The sequence below is a fragment of the Nocardioides korecus genome (assembly GCF_054778395.1).
The window spans coordinates 117,980-131,958 of record NZ_BAAGZO010000004.1 but is presented as its reverse complement, the minus strand read 5'-3'; the positions used below and the strand labels follow the sequence as shown (position 1 = coordinate 131,958).

Annotated in this window: 12 protein-coding genes; 11 read left to right on the top strand and 1 reads right to left on the bottom strand. The window is 72.7% G+C overall.

Annotated elements, in window-relative coordinates:
* The first annotated feature begins 40 nt into the window (after positions 1-40).
* The 10 genes from ACYVDA_RS09055 (at position 41) to ACYVDA_RS09010 (ending at position 12,371) form a co-directional block, all read left to right on the top strand.
* Positions 41-1,021, top strand: a complete 981-nt coding sequence (locus tag ACYVDA_RS09055) for an ABC transporter permease (protein WP_460817439.1) — start codon at positions 41-43, stop codon at positions 1,019-1,021.
* The gene (locus ACYVDA_RS09050; protein WP_460817437.1) at positions 1,021-1,950 is read left to right on the top strand and encodes an ABC transporter permease; all 930 of its coding nucleotides are present in this window, start codon (positions 1,021-1,023) and stop codon (positions 1,948-1,950) included. Before ACYVDA_RS09055 ends, ACYVDA_RS09050 begins: the two co-directional genes overlap by 1 nt.
* Positions 1,943-4,036 carry an ABC transporter ATP-binding protein gene (locus tag ACYVDA_RS09045; protein WP_460817434.1) on the top strand — a complete coding sequence of 698 codons (2,094 nt, stop codon included), beginning with the start codon at positions 1,943-1,945 and terminating at the stop codon, positions 4,034-4,036. Before ACYVDA_RS09050 ends, ACYVDA_RS09045 begins: the two co-directional genes overlap by 8 nt.
* A 67-nt stretch (positions 4,037-4,103) precedes the next feature.
* Positions 4,104-5,804 (top strand): ABC transporter family substrate-binding protein, encoded by a 1,701-nt coding sequence (locus ACYVDA_RS09040; RefSeq protein WP_460817432.1) that lies wholly within the window; start codon positions 4,104-4,106, stop codon positions 5,802-5,804.
* Positions 5,805-5,948: 144 nt separating this feature from the next.
* Positions 5,949-6,815, top strand: coding sequence for a GNAT family N-acetyltransferase (locus ACYVDA_RS09035; RefSeq protein ID WP_460817430.1), 867 nt, complete (start codon positions 5,949-5,951; stop codon positions 6,813-6,815).
* Between the two features lie 98 nt (positions 6,816-6,913).
* A complete protein-coding gene (gene guaB, locus ACYVDA_RS09030; RefSeq protein ID WP_460817428.1) occupies positions 6,914-8,425 on the top strand; it encodes an IMP dehydrogenase in 1,512 nt (503 codons plus the stop codon).
* A gap of 10 nt (positions 8,426-8,435) precedes the next feature.
* Positions 8,436-9,113 (top strand): response regulator, encoded by a 678-nt coding sequence (locus ACYVDA_RS09025; RefSeq protein WP_460817425.1) that lies wholly within the window; start codon positions 8,436-8,438, stop codon positions 9,111-9,113.
* Between the two features lies 1 nt (position 9,114).
* Complete coding sequence (locus ACYVDA_RS09020) at positions 9,115-10,431, top strand: sensor histidine kinase (protein ID WP_460817421.1); 1,317 nt, start codon at positions 9,115-9,117, stop codon at positions 10,429-10,431.
* 46 nt (positions 10,432-10,477) lie between these two features.
* Positions 10,478-11,227, top strand: coding sequence for a DUF4232 domain-containing protein (locus ACYVDA_RS09015; RefSeq protein ID WP_460817419.1), 750 nt, complete (start codon positions 10,478-10,480; stop codon positions 11,225-11,227).
* Positions 11,228-11,264: 37 nt separating this feature from the next.
* Positions 11,265-12,371, top strand: a complete 1,107-nt coding sequence (locus ACYVDA_RS09010; RefSeq protein WP_460817416.1) for a GNAT family N-acetyltransferase — start codon at positions 11,265-11,267, stop codon at positions 12,369-12,371.
* Here ACYVDA_RS09010 and ACYVDA_RS09005 read toward each other — a convergent pair.
* Complete coding sequence (locus ACYVDA_RS09005) at positions 12,368-12,757, bottom strand: tautomerase family protein (protein WP_460817413.1); 390 nt, start codon at positions 12,755-12,757, stop codon at positions 12,368-12,370. The genes ACYVDA_RS09010 and ACYVDA_RS09005 overlap by 4 nt on opposite strands.
* A 100-nt stretch (positions 12,758-12,857) precedes the next feature.
* Here ACYVDA_RS09005 and ACYVDA_RS09000 point away from each other — a divergent pair, with 100 nt between their 5' ends.
* Complete coding sequence (locus ACYVDA_RS09000; RefSeq protein ID WP_460817412.1) at positions 12,858-13,964, top strand: GuaB3 family IMP dehydrogenase-related protein; 1,107 nt, start codon at positions 12,858-12,860, stop codon at positions 13,962-13,964.
* Positions 13,965-13,979: the final 15 nt, after the last annotated feature.

Sequence of the window (13,979 nt, the reverse complement as noted above, 5' to 3'; positions counted from 1 at the left end):
GTCCCCACGTGCTGCACCCGGGACACCGTCCGGTGACCGCGTGATCCTGTACACGCTCCGGCGCTTCGTCAACTACCTGATCCTGACGGTGATCGCGACCGTGCTGGGCTACGTCCTGGCCAGCGCCGTGCTCAACCCGGCGGCCCGGTTCTACGGCCGCAACCCGCGACCCAGCGACTCCGCCATCAGGTCCAGCCTGGCCCGCCTCGGGGTCGACCCCAGCGTGCCGCTGCTCCAGCGCACCTGGGACTGGTTCACCGGGATCGTGCTGCACGGCTCCTTCGGGCTGAACTTCAGCCAGGACTCCGTCGGCCACGACATGCTCGTGCGCTCGGGGGTGAGCCTCCAGCTGCTGTTGATCGGCTCCCTGCTCGGGGCGCTGCTCGGGGTCGTCTTCGGCGTGTGGGGGGCGGTGCGGCAGTACAAGGCCAGCGACCAGGTCGTCACCTACGTCTCCTACCTGCTGCTCGCCACGCCGGTGTTCGTGCTCGGGGTGATCCTGATGATCCTGGCCACCAAGTTCAACGACGCGGTGGGCACCCAGGTGATCTCCTTCACCGGGCAGTACACCCCCGGCACGTCCGGCACCGGCGCGATCCTGCTCGACCGGCTCAGCCACATCGTGCTGCCGACGATCGCGCTCACCGCGCTGGGCGCGGCGTCGTACTCCCGCTACCAGCGCAACGCGATGCTCGACGTGCTCTCCAGCGACTACATCCGCACCGCGCGCTCCAAGGGCCGCACCCGCGGGTCGGCGATGATCCGCCACGGTGTCCGGGTCGCGCTGATCCCGATGTCGACGTACTTCGCCTACAGCTTCGGCACCCTGGTGGCCGGCTCGACCTTCCTGGAGCTGATCTTCACCTGGCACGGCATGGGCGAGCTGGCCCTGACCTCGATCACCCAGAGCGACGTCAACTCGGCCGCCGGCTCGGTGTTCTACCTCTCGGTGCTGGTGCTGATCTCCTCCACCCTGGCGGAGGTCCTGTACGCCGCCCTCGACCCGCGAGTGAGGATCTGATGTCGGTCACCGACCCGATCGCGGTGGGCGTCGACCCGACCGCCCAGCTGGTCGAGCCCGGCAAGGCTCCCCGCAACGCCAGCCGCGCCCGCCTGATCTGGCTGCGCCTGCGCGCCACCCCCCGCTTCTGGATCGGCGCCGTCGTGGTGCTCGGGATGATGGTGTGGGCGGTGGTCGGCCTCTGGATCAGCCGGTGGACCCCGGACTACCAGGACCTGATCAACTCCTCGACCGGGCCGAGCAGCCTGCACTGGTTCGGCACCGACGACATCGGCCAGGACATCTACGCCCAGACCGTCTCGGGCCTGCGCAAGTCCCTGGTGATCGGCCTGATCGCGGGGCCGGCCGGCACGGCGATCGCGGCCTTCGTGGGGGCCTTCGCGGGCTACCTCGGCGGCAAGGCCGACGCGGTGATCAGCTGGTTCATCAACCTGCTGCTGGTCCTGCCGGTCTTCTTCGTGCTGGTGCTGCTGAGCCCGATCTTCAAGAGCCTGTCGTTCCTGGCGCTGACCGCGTTCATCGCGCTGTTCAGCTGGATGGTGATGGCCCAGGTGATCCGGCAGCAGACCAAGTCGCTGCGCGACCGCGAGTTCGTCAAGGCGGCCCGGTTCATGGGGGTCGGCACCGGCACGATCATCCGGCGCCACATCCTGCCCAACGTCGCCTCGCTGCTGATCGTGGACGCCACCCTCGGGGTGGTCGCGGCGATCAACTCCGAGACCGCGCTGTCCTACTTCGGCTTCGGCGTGCAGCGTCCCGACGTCTCCCTGGGCGTGCTGCTCGCCGACGGCACGCCCTCGGCGACCACCCGTCCGTGGATGTTCCTCTTCCCCGCCCTCGTGCTGATCGTGCTGCTCTTCGCGGTCAGCCTCATCGGCGACGCCCTGCGCGACGCCGTCGACCCCACGTCCGGGAGCACCAGTGACTGACGCGCCCCTCCTGGAGGTCCGCGACCTCTCCGTGAGCTTCCCCCAGCGGCCGGGCCCGCAGGGCGGCGGCGACGTGCGGGCGGTCCGGGGGATCTCCTACACCGTCGACCAGGGCGAGTTCCTGGGCATCGTGGGGGAGTCGGGGTCGGGCAAGTCGGTCTCCTCGATGGCCGTCATGGGCCTGCTGCCCCGCAGCGCCCAGGTCGAGGGGGAGGTGCTCTGGAAGGGCGAGCCCCTGCTCGGCCGCAGCGACCGCGAGCTCTCGGAGCTGCGCGGCAGCTCGATCGCGATGATCTTCCAGGACCCCCTGTCGGCCCTGACGCCCGTCTACACCGTGGGCGACCAGATCGCCGAGGGCCTCCGGCTGCACGACCGCTCGCTGAGCAAGCAGGCGGCCCAGGTGCGGGCGGTGGAGCTCCTGCGCGTGGTCGGCATCCCGGCCCCCGAGCGCCGGGTGCGGTCCTTCCCGCACGAGTTCTCCGGCGGCATGCGGCAGCGCGTGATGATCGCGATCGCGATCGCCAACGACCCCCAGCTGATCATCGCCGACGAGCCGACCACGGCCCTGGACGTCACCATCCAGGCCCAGATCCTCGAGGTGCTCCAGAAGGCCAAGGACATCACCGGCGCCGCCGTCGTGCTGATCACCCACGACCTCGGGGTGGTCGCCGGCAACGCCGACCGGATCGCGGTGATGTACGCCGGCCGGCTCGTCGAGACCGGTCCGGTCGACGACGTCTTCGCCAAGCCCGAGATGCCCTACACGATCGGGCTGCTGCGCTCGGTGCCCAACCTGGTCACCGCCGGCCGCACCCGCCTGGTCCCGCTCGAGGGGCGTCCGCCGTCCCTGTCCGCGCTCCCGCCCGGGTGCCCCTTCGAGCCCCGCTGCCCGATCAGCGTGCCCGAGTGCACCGCCGAGGAGCCGCCGCTGCTGCAGCTGGCCGGCGACCACGCCGCGGCCTGCCTGCGCTCGCCCGAGCTGGAGTCCGGCGCCCTGACCGCGGCCGACGTCTTCCCCCGGCCGGTCCCGGTGGCGGAGACCGTGGTCCCCGGGAGCGCCGAGGACCCGATCCTGAGCGTCCGCGGGCTCCAGCGGCACTTCCCGCTCACCACCGGTGCGGTGTTCAAGAAGCAGATCGGCACGGTCAAGGCCGTGGACGGCATCGACCTGACCATCCGTCGCGGCGAGGTGCTGGGCCTGGTCGGGGAGTCCGGCTGCGGCAAGTCCACCACCATCTTGGAGATCCTCGAGCTCGCCGACCCCCAGGCCGGGTCGATCACGGTCGCCGGAACCGACGTCTCGACCCTGTCCAAGTCCGACCGGCTGGCGCTGCGCAAGGACGTGCAGGTCGTCTTCCAGGACCCGATGGCGGCCCTGGACCCCCGGCTCACGATCGAGGACATCGTCGGCGAGCCGCTGACCGTGCACGGCGTCGGCAAGGACGCCCGCCGCGCGCGCGTGGCCGAGCTGCTCGACCTCGTCGGGCTCGACCACTCGATGACCGGTCGCTACCCCCACGAGTTCTCCGGCGGTCAGCGCCAGCGACTGGGCATCGCCCGGGCCCTGGCCACCGAGCCCCGACTCCTCGTCCTCGACGAGCCGGTCTCGGCCCTGGACGTCTCCATCCAGGCGGGCGTGATGAACCTGCTCGACGACCTCAAGGTCGAGCTCGGCCTGTCCTACCTGTTCGTCGCCCACGACCTGTCGGTCGTGCGCCAGATCGCCGACACGGTCGCGGTGATGTACCTCGGCCGGATCGTGGAGACCGGCGACGTCGGCGACGTCTTCGCCCGGCCGCTGCACCCCTACACCCAGGCGCTGATGTCCGCGGTCCCGATCCCCGACCCGGTCGCCGAGCGCAGCCGCGAGCGGATCCTGCTCGTGGGCGACCTGCCCAGCCCGACCGACGACATCGCCGGGTGCAACTTCCACGGCCGGTGCCCGCTGTTCGCGACCCTCGACGAGGGCCGGCAGCAGCGCTGCCTGACCGAGGACCCCGCCCTGCGCCTGGTCGGCGCCACCTCGGCGGCGTGCCACCACGTCGACCGCAGCGCCGAGCACGCCGCCGAGATCATCCCCGACTGAACCGACCGCTCCACCGGCTCCACCGCGTCACCGCTCCACTCCGGCACCACCACCACAGGAGGAAGTCATGAACACCAAGAAGAACGCGGCCCTCGCGGCCGCCACGGCCGCAGCGCTGCTGTCGGTCGCGGCGTGCGGCGGCAGCAACACCGCGCCGGGATCCTCCGGGTCCGGCGGTTCCGGCAGCTCCAACGGGGCGGTGCTCCCCAACACGGCGTGGAAGACGGCGTCGTACGACCAGGTCAAGCAGGGCGGCACCCTCGTGCAGGCCGTCAGCCAGCTGCCGACCAACTTCAACCAGCTCCAGGCCAGCGACGGCCTCGCCGACACCGCGACCCTCGAGGCGCCCGCGGTGAGCCAGACCGGCATCAAGTTCACCTCCGACGGCAAGTGGGAGGTGGACCCCAACTACATCGAGTCCGCCAAGCTGGTCTCCAAGAGCCCCCAGAAGATCCAGGTCAAGCTGAACCCGAAGGCCGTGTGGTCCGACGGCAAGCCGATCACCTACACCGACGTGGTCAACTTCTGGAAGGTCTTCAACGGCAAGAACAAGAAGTACGAGATCCTCTCCGACGCCGGCTGGCGCGACATCAAGTCGATCGACAAGGGCGCCTCGGACTACGAGTACACGATCACCTACAGCAAGGTGAACGCCGACTGGCCCAACTCGATGTACCCGGCCCTCCCGTCGTCGGTGACCTCCGACCCGAACGCCTTCAACACCGGGTTCACCAAGAAGATGTACCCCAGCAACGGGCCCTACGTGATCTCCAAGATCGACTCCAACGCCGGCGTCGTCACCGAGACCCCCAACCCGCGCTGGTGGGGCCGCAAGCCCAAGCTCGACAAGATCGTCTTCCGCGTGGTCAACCAGAGCTCCCTGGGCCAGGCCTTCGCGAACAAGGAGATCAACCTGGTCGACACCCAGGCCAACCCCGACGTGCTCGCCCAGGCCCAGAAGCGCACCGACGCGGTCATCGAGAAGTCCGGCGGTCTGACCTGGACGCACCTGACGTTCAACGCCTCCAAGGGCCCCCTGGCCGACGTGCACCTGCGTCGGGCGATCGCCCACGCCATCGACCGCAAGACCTTCGTCGCCGTCACCCAGAAGCAGCTCGGCGTGAAGCCGGCCGTGCAGGGCAGCGTCGTCTACGTCCCCGGCCAGGCCGGCTACAAGGACATCTCCAGCAGCGAGATCGACTACAGCACCAAGGCCGTCGCCTCGGAGATGAAGGCCGCCGGCTACACCAAGGGCTCCGGCGGGGTCTACGAGAAGGGCGGCACGCCGCTGTCCCTGAAGATCCTGGTGCCCTCCGACACCCCGACCAACGCCCAGCGCGCGCAGCTGATCGAGGGCTTCCTGAAGAAGGTCGGCATCCCTGTCACCCTGGACACCGTCCCGACCGACAAGTACTTCAGCGACTACATCATCAAGAAGAACTACGACATGACGTCCTTCAGCTGGCAGGGCACGCCCTTCCCGGTCTCGACGACCCAGTCGCTGTTCGACCCGGCCGACGCGGGCCAGAACTTCACCGGCATCACCGACCCGCGCCTGGGCCCGCTGTGGGACAAGGCGAACGCCGAGCTCGACCCGACCAAGCAGCAGGCGATCGCCAACGACATCGACAAGGTCATCTTCGACTACGTCCCGATCGTCACCCTCGGCACGACCCCGACCATCTGGGCCGTGCAGAAGGGCCTGGTCAACACCGGCGCCACGCAGTTCCAGGCCACCGACTACACCCAGGTCGGCTTCACCAAGTAGTCCTCCACCTGCTGAACCTGCTCCACCGCTCCACCTGCCGACGGCCGTCCCGCACACCCGCGCGGGGCGGCCGTCCGCGTTTTGTTGACCTGCGCGAAACATCCGCGCCCATCGCGCGCAACACGTGCTCGTCACGATGGGCGCATGTTCTTCCGCGTGCGATGCACCCTCACCGAGCGCCCGGGCGCACTCGCCGAGCTGGCCTCGCTGTGCGGGCAGAACGGGCTGAACATCCTGGGTCTGCAGATCTTCCCCGACCTCGGGCGGGTCACCGACGAGCTGGTGATCAGTGCCCCTGACGACTGGACCGCTCGGGCGGTCGCTGAGCTCGTGGGTGGTGCGGGAGGGGACGAGGTGAGCGTCGAGCCCTGCACCACCCACGACCTGATCGACCAGCCGACGCGGTGGCTGCACGCCGCCCAGGACGTCGTCGCCGACCCGGAGGCCCTGCCGCGGCTCCTCGAGCGACTGCTGGGCGCCCACCCGGAGCGGTGGAGCGCGACCGAGCACTCCCGGGCCGCGGCCTTGCGTGGCCTGGCCTCGACGGTGGCCAGCGCCGCGGTCGCCCCGGCGACCGGGTCGGGCCCGTCCGGCCCGGCCGCCCCGGTCCGGCGCTCCGCCCCCGTGGAGTACGACGTCGCACCCGCTCCCGACGACCGGACCCAGGCCGTCCCGGGCCTCCTGGGCGTGGTCGCGCGGATCGGCGGCCACGTCGTCGGCGTCGCCACCTTCCGGGGCGACGCGACGGTGCCCGAGCTCGGCGTCGAGGTCGCGCCGGCATGGCGTCGTCTGGGCATCGGCACCGGGCTGCTGCTCCGGGCGGCCGCCCAGGTCGCCGACGCCGGCCACGCCGACCTGCTCCTGGTCGCCCCGGCCGAGGAGGAGGGCGTGGTCCCGATGGTCCTGGGCGCCGGCCTCCGGGCGCGGGTGCGGGTCAGCGCCGGGACCCTGGCCGCGCGCATCGCCGTGACCGGCGTACGCCGTCCGGCCGGGGCGGCGCCGCAGCGGTAGGCGAGGCGCGCTGCGCGGTCGCAGGGGGGAAGAGAGCGCCCCCGCCGGACGTTAGGATCGGCGACCAGAGCAACCGCAGCGAAGGGCCCGAAGATCCGATGTCAGACGCAGAAGTCCCGTCCAAGTTCGCCACGCTCGGCCTGACCTACGACGACGTCCTGCTGCTGCCGGGCGAGACCGACGTGATCCCCAGCGAGGTCGACACCAGCACGCGCCTGACCCGCGACATCTCGCTGCGCACCCCGCTGATCTCCAGCGCGATGGACACCGTGACCGAGTCCCGGATGGCGATCGCGATGGCCCGCCAGGGTGGCATCGGGATCCTGCACCGCAACCTCTCGATCGAGGACCAGGCCTACCAGGTCGACCTGGTCAAGCGCACCCAGACCGGCATGATCTCCAACCCGGTCGTGATCACGCCCGACAAGACGCTGGAGGAGCTCGACGCGATCTGCGGCGAGTACCGCGTCTCGGGCCTGCCCGTCGTCGACGTCGACAACCGGCTGCTGGGCATCATCACCAACCGCGACCTCCGCTTCACCCCGGTCGCCGAGTGGGCCACGACCAAGGTCGACGAGGTGATGACCCCGATGCCGCTGATCACCGCGCCGGTGGGTATCTCCCGCGACGACGCCACCGCCCTGCTGCGCCAGCACAAGCGCGAGCGCCTCCCGATCGTCGACGAGCAGGGTCGCCTGGCCGGCCTGATCACGGTCAAGGACTTCGTGAAGTCCGAGCAGTTCCCGCACGCCTCCAACGACGGCGACGGCCGCCTCCTGGTGGGGGCCGCGGTCGGCTACTTCGGCGAGTCCTGGGAGCGGGCCACCACCCTGGTCGAGGCCGGCGTGGACGTCCTCGTGGTGGACACCGCCCACGGTCACGCGCGCCTGCTGCTCGACATGATCCGGCGCCTCAAGAGCGACCCCGCCACCCGCCACGTGCAGGTCATGGGCGGCAACGTCGCCACCCGCGCCGGTGCCCAGGCGCTGGTCGACGCGGGCGTGGACGCCGTCAAGGTCGGGGTCGGCCCCGGGTCGATCTGCACGACGCGCGTGGTCGCCGGGGTCGGCGTGCCCCAGGTGACGGCCGTGCACGAGGCCTCGCTGGCCTGCGGTCCCGCCGACGTCCCGCTCGTGGCCGACGGCGGCCTGCAGTACTCCGGCGACATCGCCAAGGCCCTGGTCGCCGGCGCCGAGTCGGTGATGTTCGGCTCCCTGCTCGCCGGCTGCGAGGAGAGCCCCGGCGAGCTGGTCTTCGTCAACGGCAAGCAGTACAAGGCCTACCGCGGCATGGGCTCGATGGCGGCGATGAGCAGCCGGGGCAAGAAGTCCTACTCCAAGGACCGCTACTTCCAGGCCGACGTCGAGAGCGACGACAAGATCGTGCCCGAGGGCATCGAGGGCCAGGTCGCCTACCGCGGCCCGCTGTCCGCGGTCGCCCACCAGCTGATCGGCGGCCTGCACCAGTCGATGTTCTACGTCGGCGCGCGCACGATCCCCGAGCTGCGCGAGCGGGGTCGCTTCGTGCGGATCACCTCCGCGGGGCTCAAGGAGAGCCACCCCCACGACATCCAGATCACCGCCGAGGCGCCGAACTACTCCTGGCGCTGAGGGGACCCGGGTGCGGCTGCTGCTCGTCGAGGACGACCCGGTCATCGGGGAGGCGACCCAGCTGCACCTCGAGCGCCACGGCCACGAGGTCGCCTGGGTGACCGACGGGCTCGAGGCCTGGGGACTGTTCGGGTCGGCCGACCCGGCGTTCGACGTGGTGCTCAGCGACGTCGTGCTGCCGGGTCTGGACGGCGTCACGCTGACGCGGCGGATCCGCGAGGCCGGCTCCACCCCGGTGGTGCTGGTCTCGGCGCGCACCGACGCCGTCGACGTGGTGGGAGGTCTGGAGGCGGGGGCCGACGACTACGTCACCAAGCCGTTCGACGTGCAGGTCCTGCTCGCGCGGCTGCGGTCCGTCGTACGCCGTGCGACGCCGGCCGAGCCGCCCCCGCCCGGCGAGGCGGTGGAGCGGTTCGGGGACCTGACCCTGGACCGGCGGTCGCTGACGTTGCGTCGCGGCGACGCCCCGGTGGCGCTGACCGCGACCGAGATGAGGCTCTTCCTGGCCCTGGCCGACGTCCCGGGGGCGGTGCTGTCGCGGCGCCAGCTGCTGGAGCGGGTCTGGGAGCACGACCCCTGGCAGGACGAGGCCCACCTGGTCAACGTGCACGTCCAACGGCTCCGGGCCAAGGTCGGCGCGGAGCGGGTCGAGACCGTGCGCGGCTTCGGCTACCGGCTGCGGTCCTGACGTGGCGCTCCCCGGCGTACGCCGCCCGCGGACCGGCCTGCGCCTGCGCATCGCCGTCGTGATCACCCTGATCGTGCTCCTCGCGGTGACCGGGCTGGGGGTCGCGGTCCACGCCCTGCTGGTGCTCGACCGGGTCCAGCAGGCGCGCTCCGGAGCCTCAGAGCGGATCGCGGTCGCCGCCCAGGTCTACCGCCGCACGGGCCTGCTCAGCTTCGACGCCCGGGTCGGCGACCGCGGCGTGCCCTCCGCGCTGTTGGCGGCGGTGCGGCGCGACGGCGCCCGCGCGACCCTGGTCACCGGGTCGGGGACGCGCACCGTCTGGGCCGCCGTCCGGTCCGGCGGTGTCGTGCTGAGCACGCGGTCCACGCTCCGGCCCGCCGACCGCAGCCTGGCCGCGGTCGACCGGTCGCTGGTCGCCGCGGGGACGGTGACCGTCCTGCTGGCCGCGCTCCTGGGCCTGCTCTCGGCCAACGGCCTCGCCCGACGCCTGCGGCTCGCCGCCCGCTCCGCGCGCGAGGTCGCCGCCGGGGCGGAGGGGGCCCCGTCGCTGCGGGAGTCGGTGGGCCGGGGGCGCGACGAGGTCGGCGACCTCGCCGACGCGGTCGACGCGATGGCGGCGCGGCTGCGGGCCCGGCTGGCGCAGGAACGGCAGTTCACCGCCGACGTGGCGCACGACCTGCGCACGCCGGTCACCGGGCTGGTCACCGCGGCGGCGCTGCTCGACGACTCACGGCCCGCCGAGCTGGTGCGCGACCGCGCGGCCGCGATGACGACCCTGGTCGAGGACCTGCTCGAGGTCTCCCGCCTGGACCGTGGCGCCGAGGAGGCCGACCTCGAGACGGTCGACCTCGCGGAGACCGTGCGCCGGGCCGTGCACCGGGGCCTGGTCAGCGGGGAGCACGCGGAGGGGGAGGTCGTGCTCGTGACCTCCGCCGAGCCGGTCGAGGTGCTCACCGACCCCCGCCGGCTCGAGCGGGTGCTGAGCAACCTGGTGCGCAACGGGCTGGAGCACGGGCGGGCCCCCGTGGAGGTCCGCCAGGAGGGGCGGGAGGTGAGCGTGCGCGACCACGGCCCCGGGTTCGACGCCGCCCTCCTGCGCGACGGGCCGCGCCGGTTCCGCAGCGGTCCGGGCCGACCGGGCGGCAACGGTCTGGGGCTGGTGATCGCGGCCGGCCAGGCCGCGGTGCTGGGGGCCCCGCTGCGCCTGACCAACCCCGCCTCGGGAGGGGCGTGCGCCTCCCTGGTCGTCCCGGAGGCGGCCGCCGACCGCCCCGGGCGGCCAGGATCCACCGGGTCGACCGAGGTCACAGGACCGTGACCTGACCGTGCGGGCAGCGCGACCTGGCCGTCCTAGCGTGGGAGCCATGACCACCTCCTCGCGCTCCTCGCTCCGTCGGCGTCCGGGGGCCACCCCCGCGATCGCCGTCCTGACCCCCGTCCTGGCCCCCGTCCTGGCCACCGTCCTGCTCGCCGGGTGCGGCGGCAACGGGGTCCAGGCCTCCTCCGGCGTCACCGACGCCCCGGTCACGGGGTCCTCCGCCTCGGCGTCGGCCTCCCCGAGCAGCAGCCCCACCGCAGGTGCCACCGCCACGACGGGTACGTCCCCGTCCGCCGCGGCGTCGCCCACGTCGTCCCCGACCGCGTCCTCGGGGGCCACCGGGGCGGCGAGCGCCGGCACCACCGGCACCTGCCCCGCCTCGGGGCTGGCCGTCGGCCTCGACCAGGCCGCCGGAGGCGGTGCCGCCGGCAGCCAGTTCGTGCTGCTGACCTTCCGCAACACCGGCGCCTCCCGGTGCGTCCTGGACGGTCACCCGGGCGTGTCCTTCGTGGGCGGTGGCGCGGGTCGCCAGATCGGGTCGCCGGCGGTCCGCACCGGGTCGCTGCGGCAGGTGAGCCTGGCCCCCGGCCAGACCACGACCGCGGTGCTCCAGGTCGCCGACGCCGGCAACTACGACGCGGCGACGTGCGCCCCGACGACCTCGGACGGGCTGCGGGTCTACCCGCCCGGGTCGCGGGTCAGCCGCTTCGTGGCCTACCGGACCCAGGCCTGCCAGGGGTCCACCGGATCCAGCCCGCAGCTGCAGGTCTCGGCCGTGGGACGCGCCCAGGGGTGAGCGCCAGGAGCCGCTCGGCGTCGTAACATCTCCTGCCGTGCCCGCCCCCACGCCGACCAGTCCTCCGGTGGTGCTGCGCCCCCTGGAGGAGCGGGACTGGCCCCAGGTGCACGACCTCGTCGTGGACGTGGCCCGGCAGGGGCGGACCTACGCCCTCGAGGTGCCCGCCGATGTCGCGGCGACCCGGGCCACCTGGGTCGGCGAGCTGCTCGTGGTGGCCGTCGACGGTGAGACCGTGCTCGGCGCGGCCAAGGCGGGGCCCAACCGGCCCGGCCCCGGGGCCCACGTCGGCACCGCGTCGTTCGTGGTCGGGCCGCAGGCACGCGGTCGCGGCGTGGGGCGGGCGCTGGGCGAGCACGTCGTCGCCTGGCACCGCGCGCGGGGCTTCCGCGCGATCCAGTTCAACGCCGTGGTCTCGACCAACCTGGCCGCCGTGCGGCTGTGGCGCTCCCTGGGGTTCGAGGTCGTGGGCACCGTCCCGGGCGCGTTCGCCCTGCCCGGCGAGGAGGGGTACGCCGACCTGTTGGTGATGCACCTCGACCTCACCGGCGCCACGCCGGACCACGGGGCACGTCCCGAGGTGCTCGACGCCGCCGCCGAGGCCTTCCTGCGGTGGGGCTGGTCGGGCACGACCTTCGAGAGGGTGGCCCGGCTCGCCGGGGTGCCCGAGCTGGACCTGGCCCGCCGGTTCGTCTCCCGCAGCGACCTGCTGATCTCTGTGATGCGGCAGCGGATGGCCGGTGCCGGCGACATGCACGACGCCTTCGTCGCGTTCGGCGTCGACCCGGACGCCGAGCCGGCCGAGCGTCGCGAGCAGGTCGCCCGGTTCACGGCATCGATGATCCGCCCGATCGCCGGGCTGGTGCGGGTGCTGTGGCAGGCGGCCGACGAGGACCCCGTCGCCGAGGCGCTGCGCCGGGGGGCCGAGCTGCGCCGCCTGCGCCTATCCCGTGCCATGGTCGAGGTGGTCGCGACCGGGGCGACCACGGCCCCCGACGCGGTCGGCGCCGTGCAGACCCTCACCACCGCGGAGAACTACCTGTGCCTGGCCGGGCTGGGCTGGGACGAGGAGCGCTACGTGCGCTGGCTGGCCGCCGCCCTCGACCACGCGGTCAACGGCCGGGTCGAGCCCGGACCCGCCTAGAGCTCGCCGGTCAGGAACTGGGCGCGGCCCATCCCGAAGGACCAGTCCTCGCGCTCGGCGGCCACCACCGAGACCACCAGGTCCTCGGGCCGCACACCGGCCTTCTCGGCGAGGCGCTCCGCCAGGGCGGCGTACAGCGCCTGCTTCTGGTCCGCGGACCGTCCCTGCTGGGTCACCTGGACCACCATCAGCCCGTCGGTGCGCTCCAGGCCGAGCCCGGTGTCCTCGCAGATGATCCGACCGGGCCGGTGCTCGGTGATCACCTGGTAGCGGTCGCGCGCCGGCGCGGCGAAGACGTCCTCCATGCAGGACTGCACGGTGTCGGCGATCAGGCGCAGCTCCTCCTCGGAGCGTCCTTCGGTCAGGTCGATGCGAACCAGGGGCATGCCACCAAGTGTGCGCGCACCCGACCGGACGGGCCCCCTCGGCCGCCCCACGGGCCGCCTCGGGGGACACACGGGCCTCCTCGGCGGCTAGGGTTGCGCGGTGACCGAGATCGAGATCGGGCGCGCCAAGCGCGGACGCCGGGCCTACTCCTTCGACGACATCGCGATCGTGCCCAGCCGGCGCACCCGCGACCTCGAGGAGGTGTCCACCGCCTGGCAGATCGATGCCTACCGCTTCGACACCCCCATCGTGGCCGCGCCGATGGACTCCGTGATGTCGCCCGAGACCGCCATCGAGCTGGGCCGTCTGGGCGGGCTGGGGGTGCTCAACCTCGAGGGCCTCTGGACGCGGTACGACGACCCGACCCACCTGCTCGAGGAGGTCGCCTCCCTGACCGGGACCGACGCGATCCGCCGGATGCAGGAGATCTACACCGAGCCGGTCCGGGCCGAGCTGATCACCGAGCGGCTGCGCCAGGTGCGCGAGTCGGGCACCACGGTCGCCGGGTCGCTGAGCCCGCAGCGCACCAAGGAGTTCGCCAAGACCGTCGTCGACGCCGGCGTGGACATGTTCGTCATCCGCGGCACCACGGTCAGCGCCGAGCACGTCTCCTCCACCGCGGAGCCGCTGAACCTCAAGGAGTTCATCTACGAGCTCGACGTGCCCGTGATCGTCGGCGGCTGCGCGACGTACCAGGCCGCGCTGCACCTGATGCGCACCGGCGCCGCGGGCGTGCTGGTCGGCTTCGGCGGAGGCGCCGCGCACACCACCCGCACCGTCCTGGGCGTCGCGGTCCCGATGGCCAGCGCGGTGGCCGACGTCGCCGCCGCCCGCCGCGACTACCTCGACGAGTCCGGCGGCCGCTACGTGCACGTCATCGCCGACGGCTCGATCGGCCGCAGCGGCGACATCGCCAAGGCGGTGGCCTGCGGTGCCGACGCGGTGATGGTCGGCTCCCCTCTGGCCCGCGCCACCGACGCCCCCGGCCGCGGCTTCCACTGGGGCACCGAGGCCCACCACGCCGAGCTGCCGCGCGGCCAGCGGGTGCAGTTCGACACGGTCGGCACGCTGGAGCAGATCCTCTTCGGCCCCTCGCACGTGGCGGACGGCACGATGAACCTGGTCGGGGCCCTGCGCCGCGCGATGGCGACCACGGGCTACACCGAGCTCAAGGAGTTCCAGCGCATCGAGGTCGTCGTCTCCTAGATCCCGCTGGCGCCG

Coding starts and splice junctions, on each gene's coding strand:
- ACYVDA_RS09050 (WP_460817437.1), top strand. CDS start 1,021: ATGTCGGTCACCGACCCGATCGCGGTGGGCGTCGACCCGACCGCCCAG.
- ACYVDA_RS09040 (WP_460817432.1), top strand. CDS start 4,104: ATGAACACCAAGAAGAACGCGGCCCTCGCGGCCGCCACGGCCGCAGCG.
- ACYVDA_RS09035 (WP_460817430.1), top strand. CDS start 5,949: ATGTTCTTCCGCGTGCGATGCACCCTCACCGAGCGCCCGGGCGCACTC.
- guaB (WP_460817428.1), top strand. CDS start 6,914: ATGTCAGACGCAGAAGTCCCGTCCAAGTTCGCCACGCTCGGCCTGACC.
- ACYVDA_RS09015 (WP_460817419.1), top strand. CDS start 10,478: ATGACCACCTCCTCGCGCTCCTCGCTCCGTCGGCGTCCGGGGGCCACC.
- ACYVDA_RS09005 (WP_460817413.1), bottom strand. CDS start 12,757: ATGCCCCTGGTTCGCATCGACCTGACCGAAGGACGCTCCGAGGAGGAG.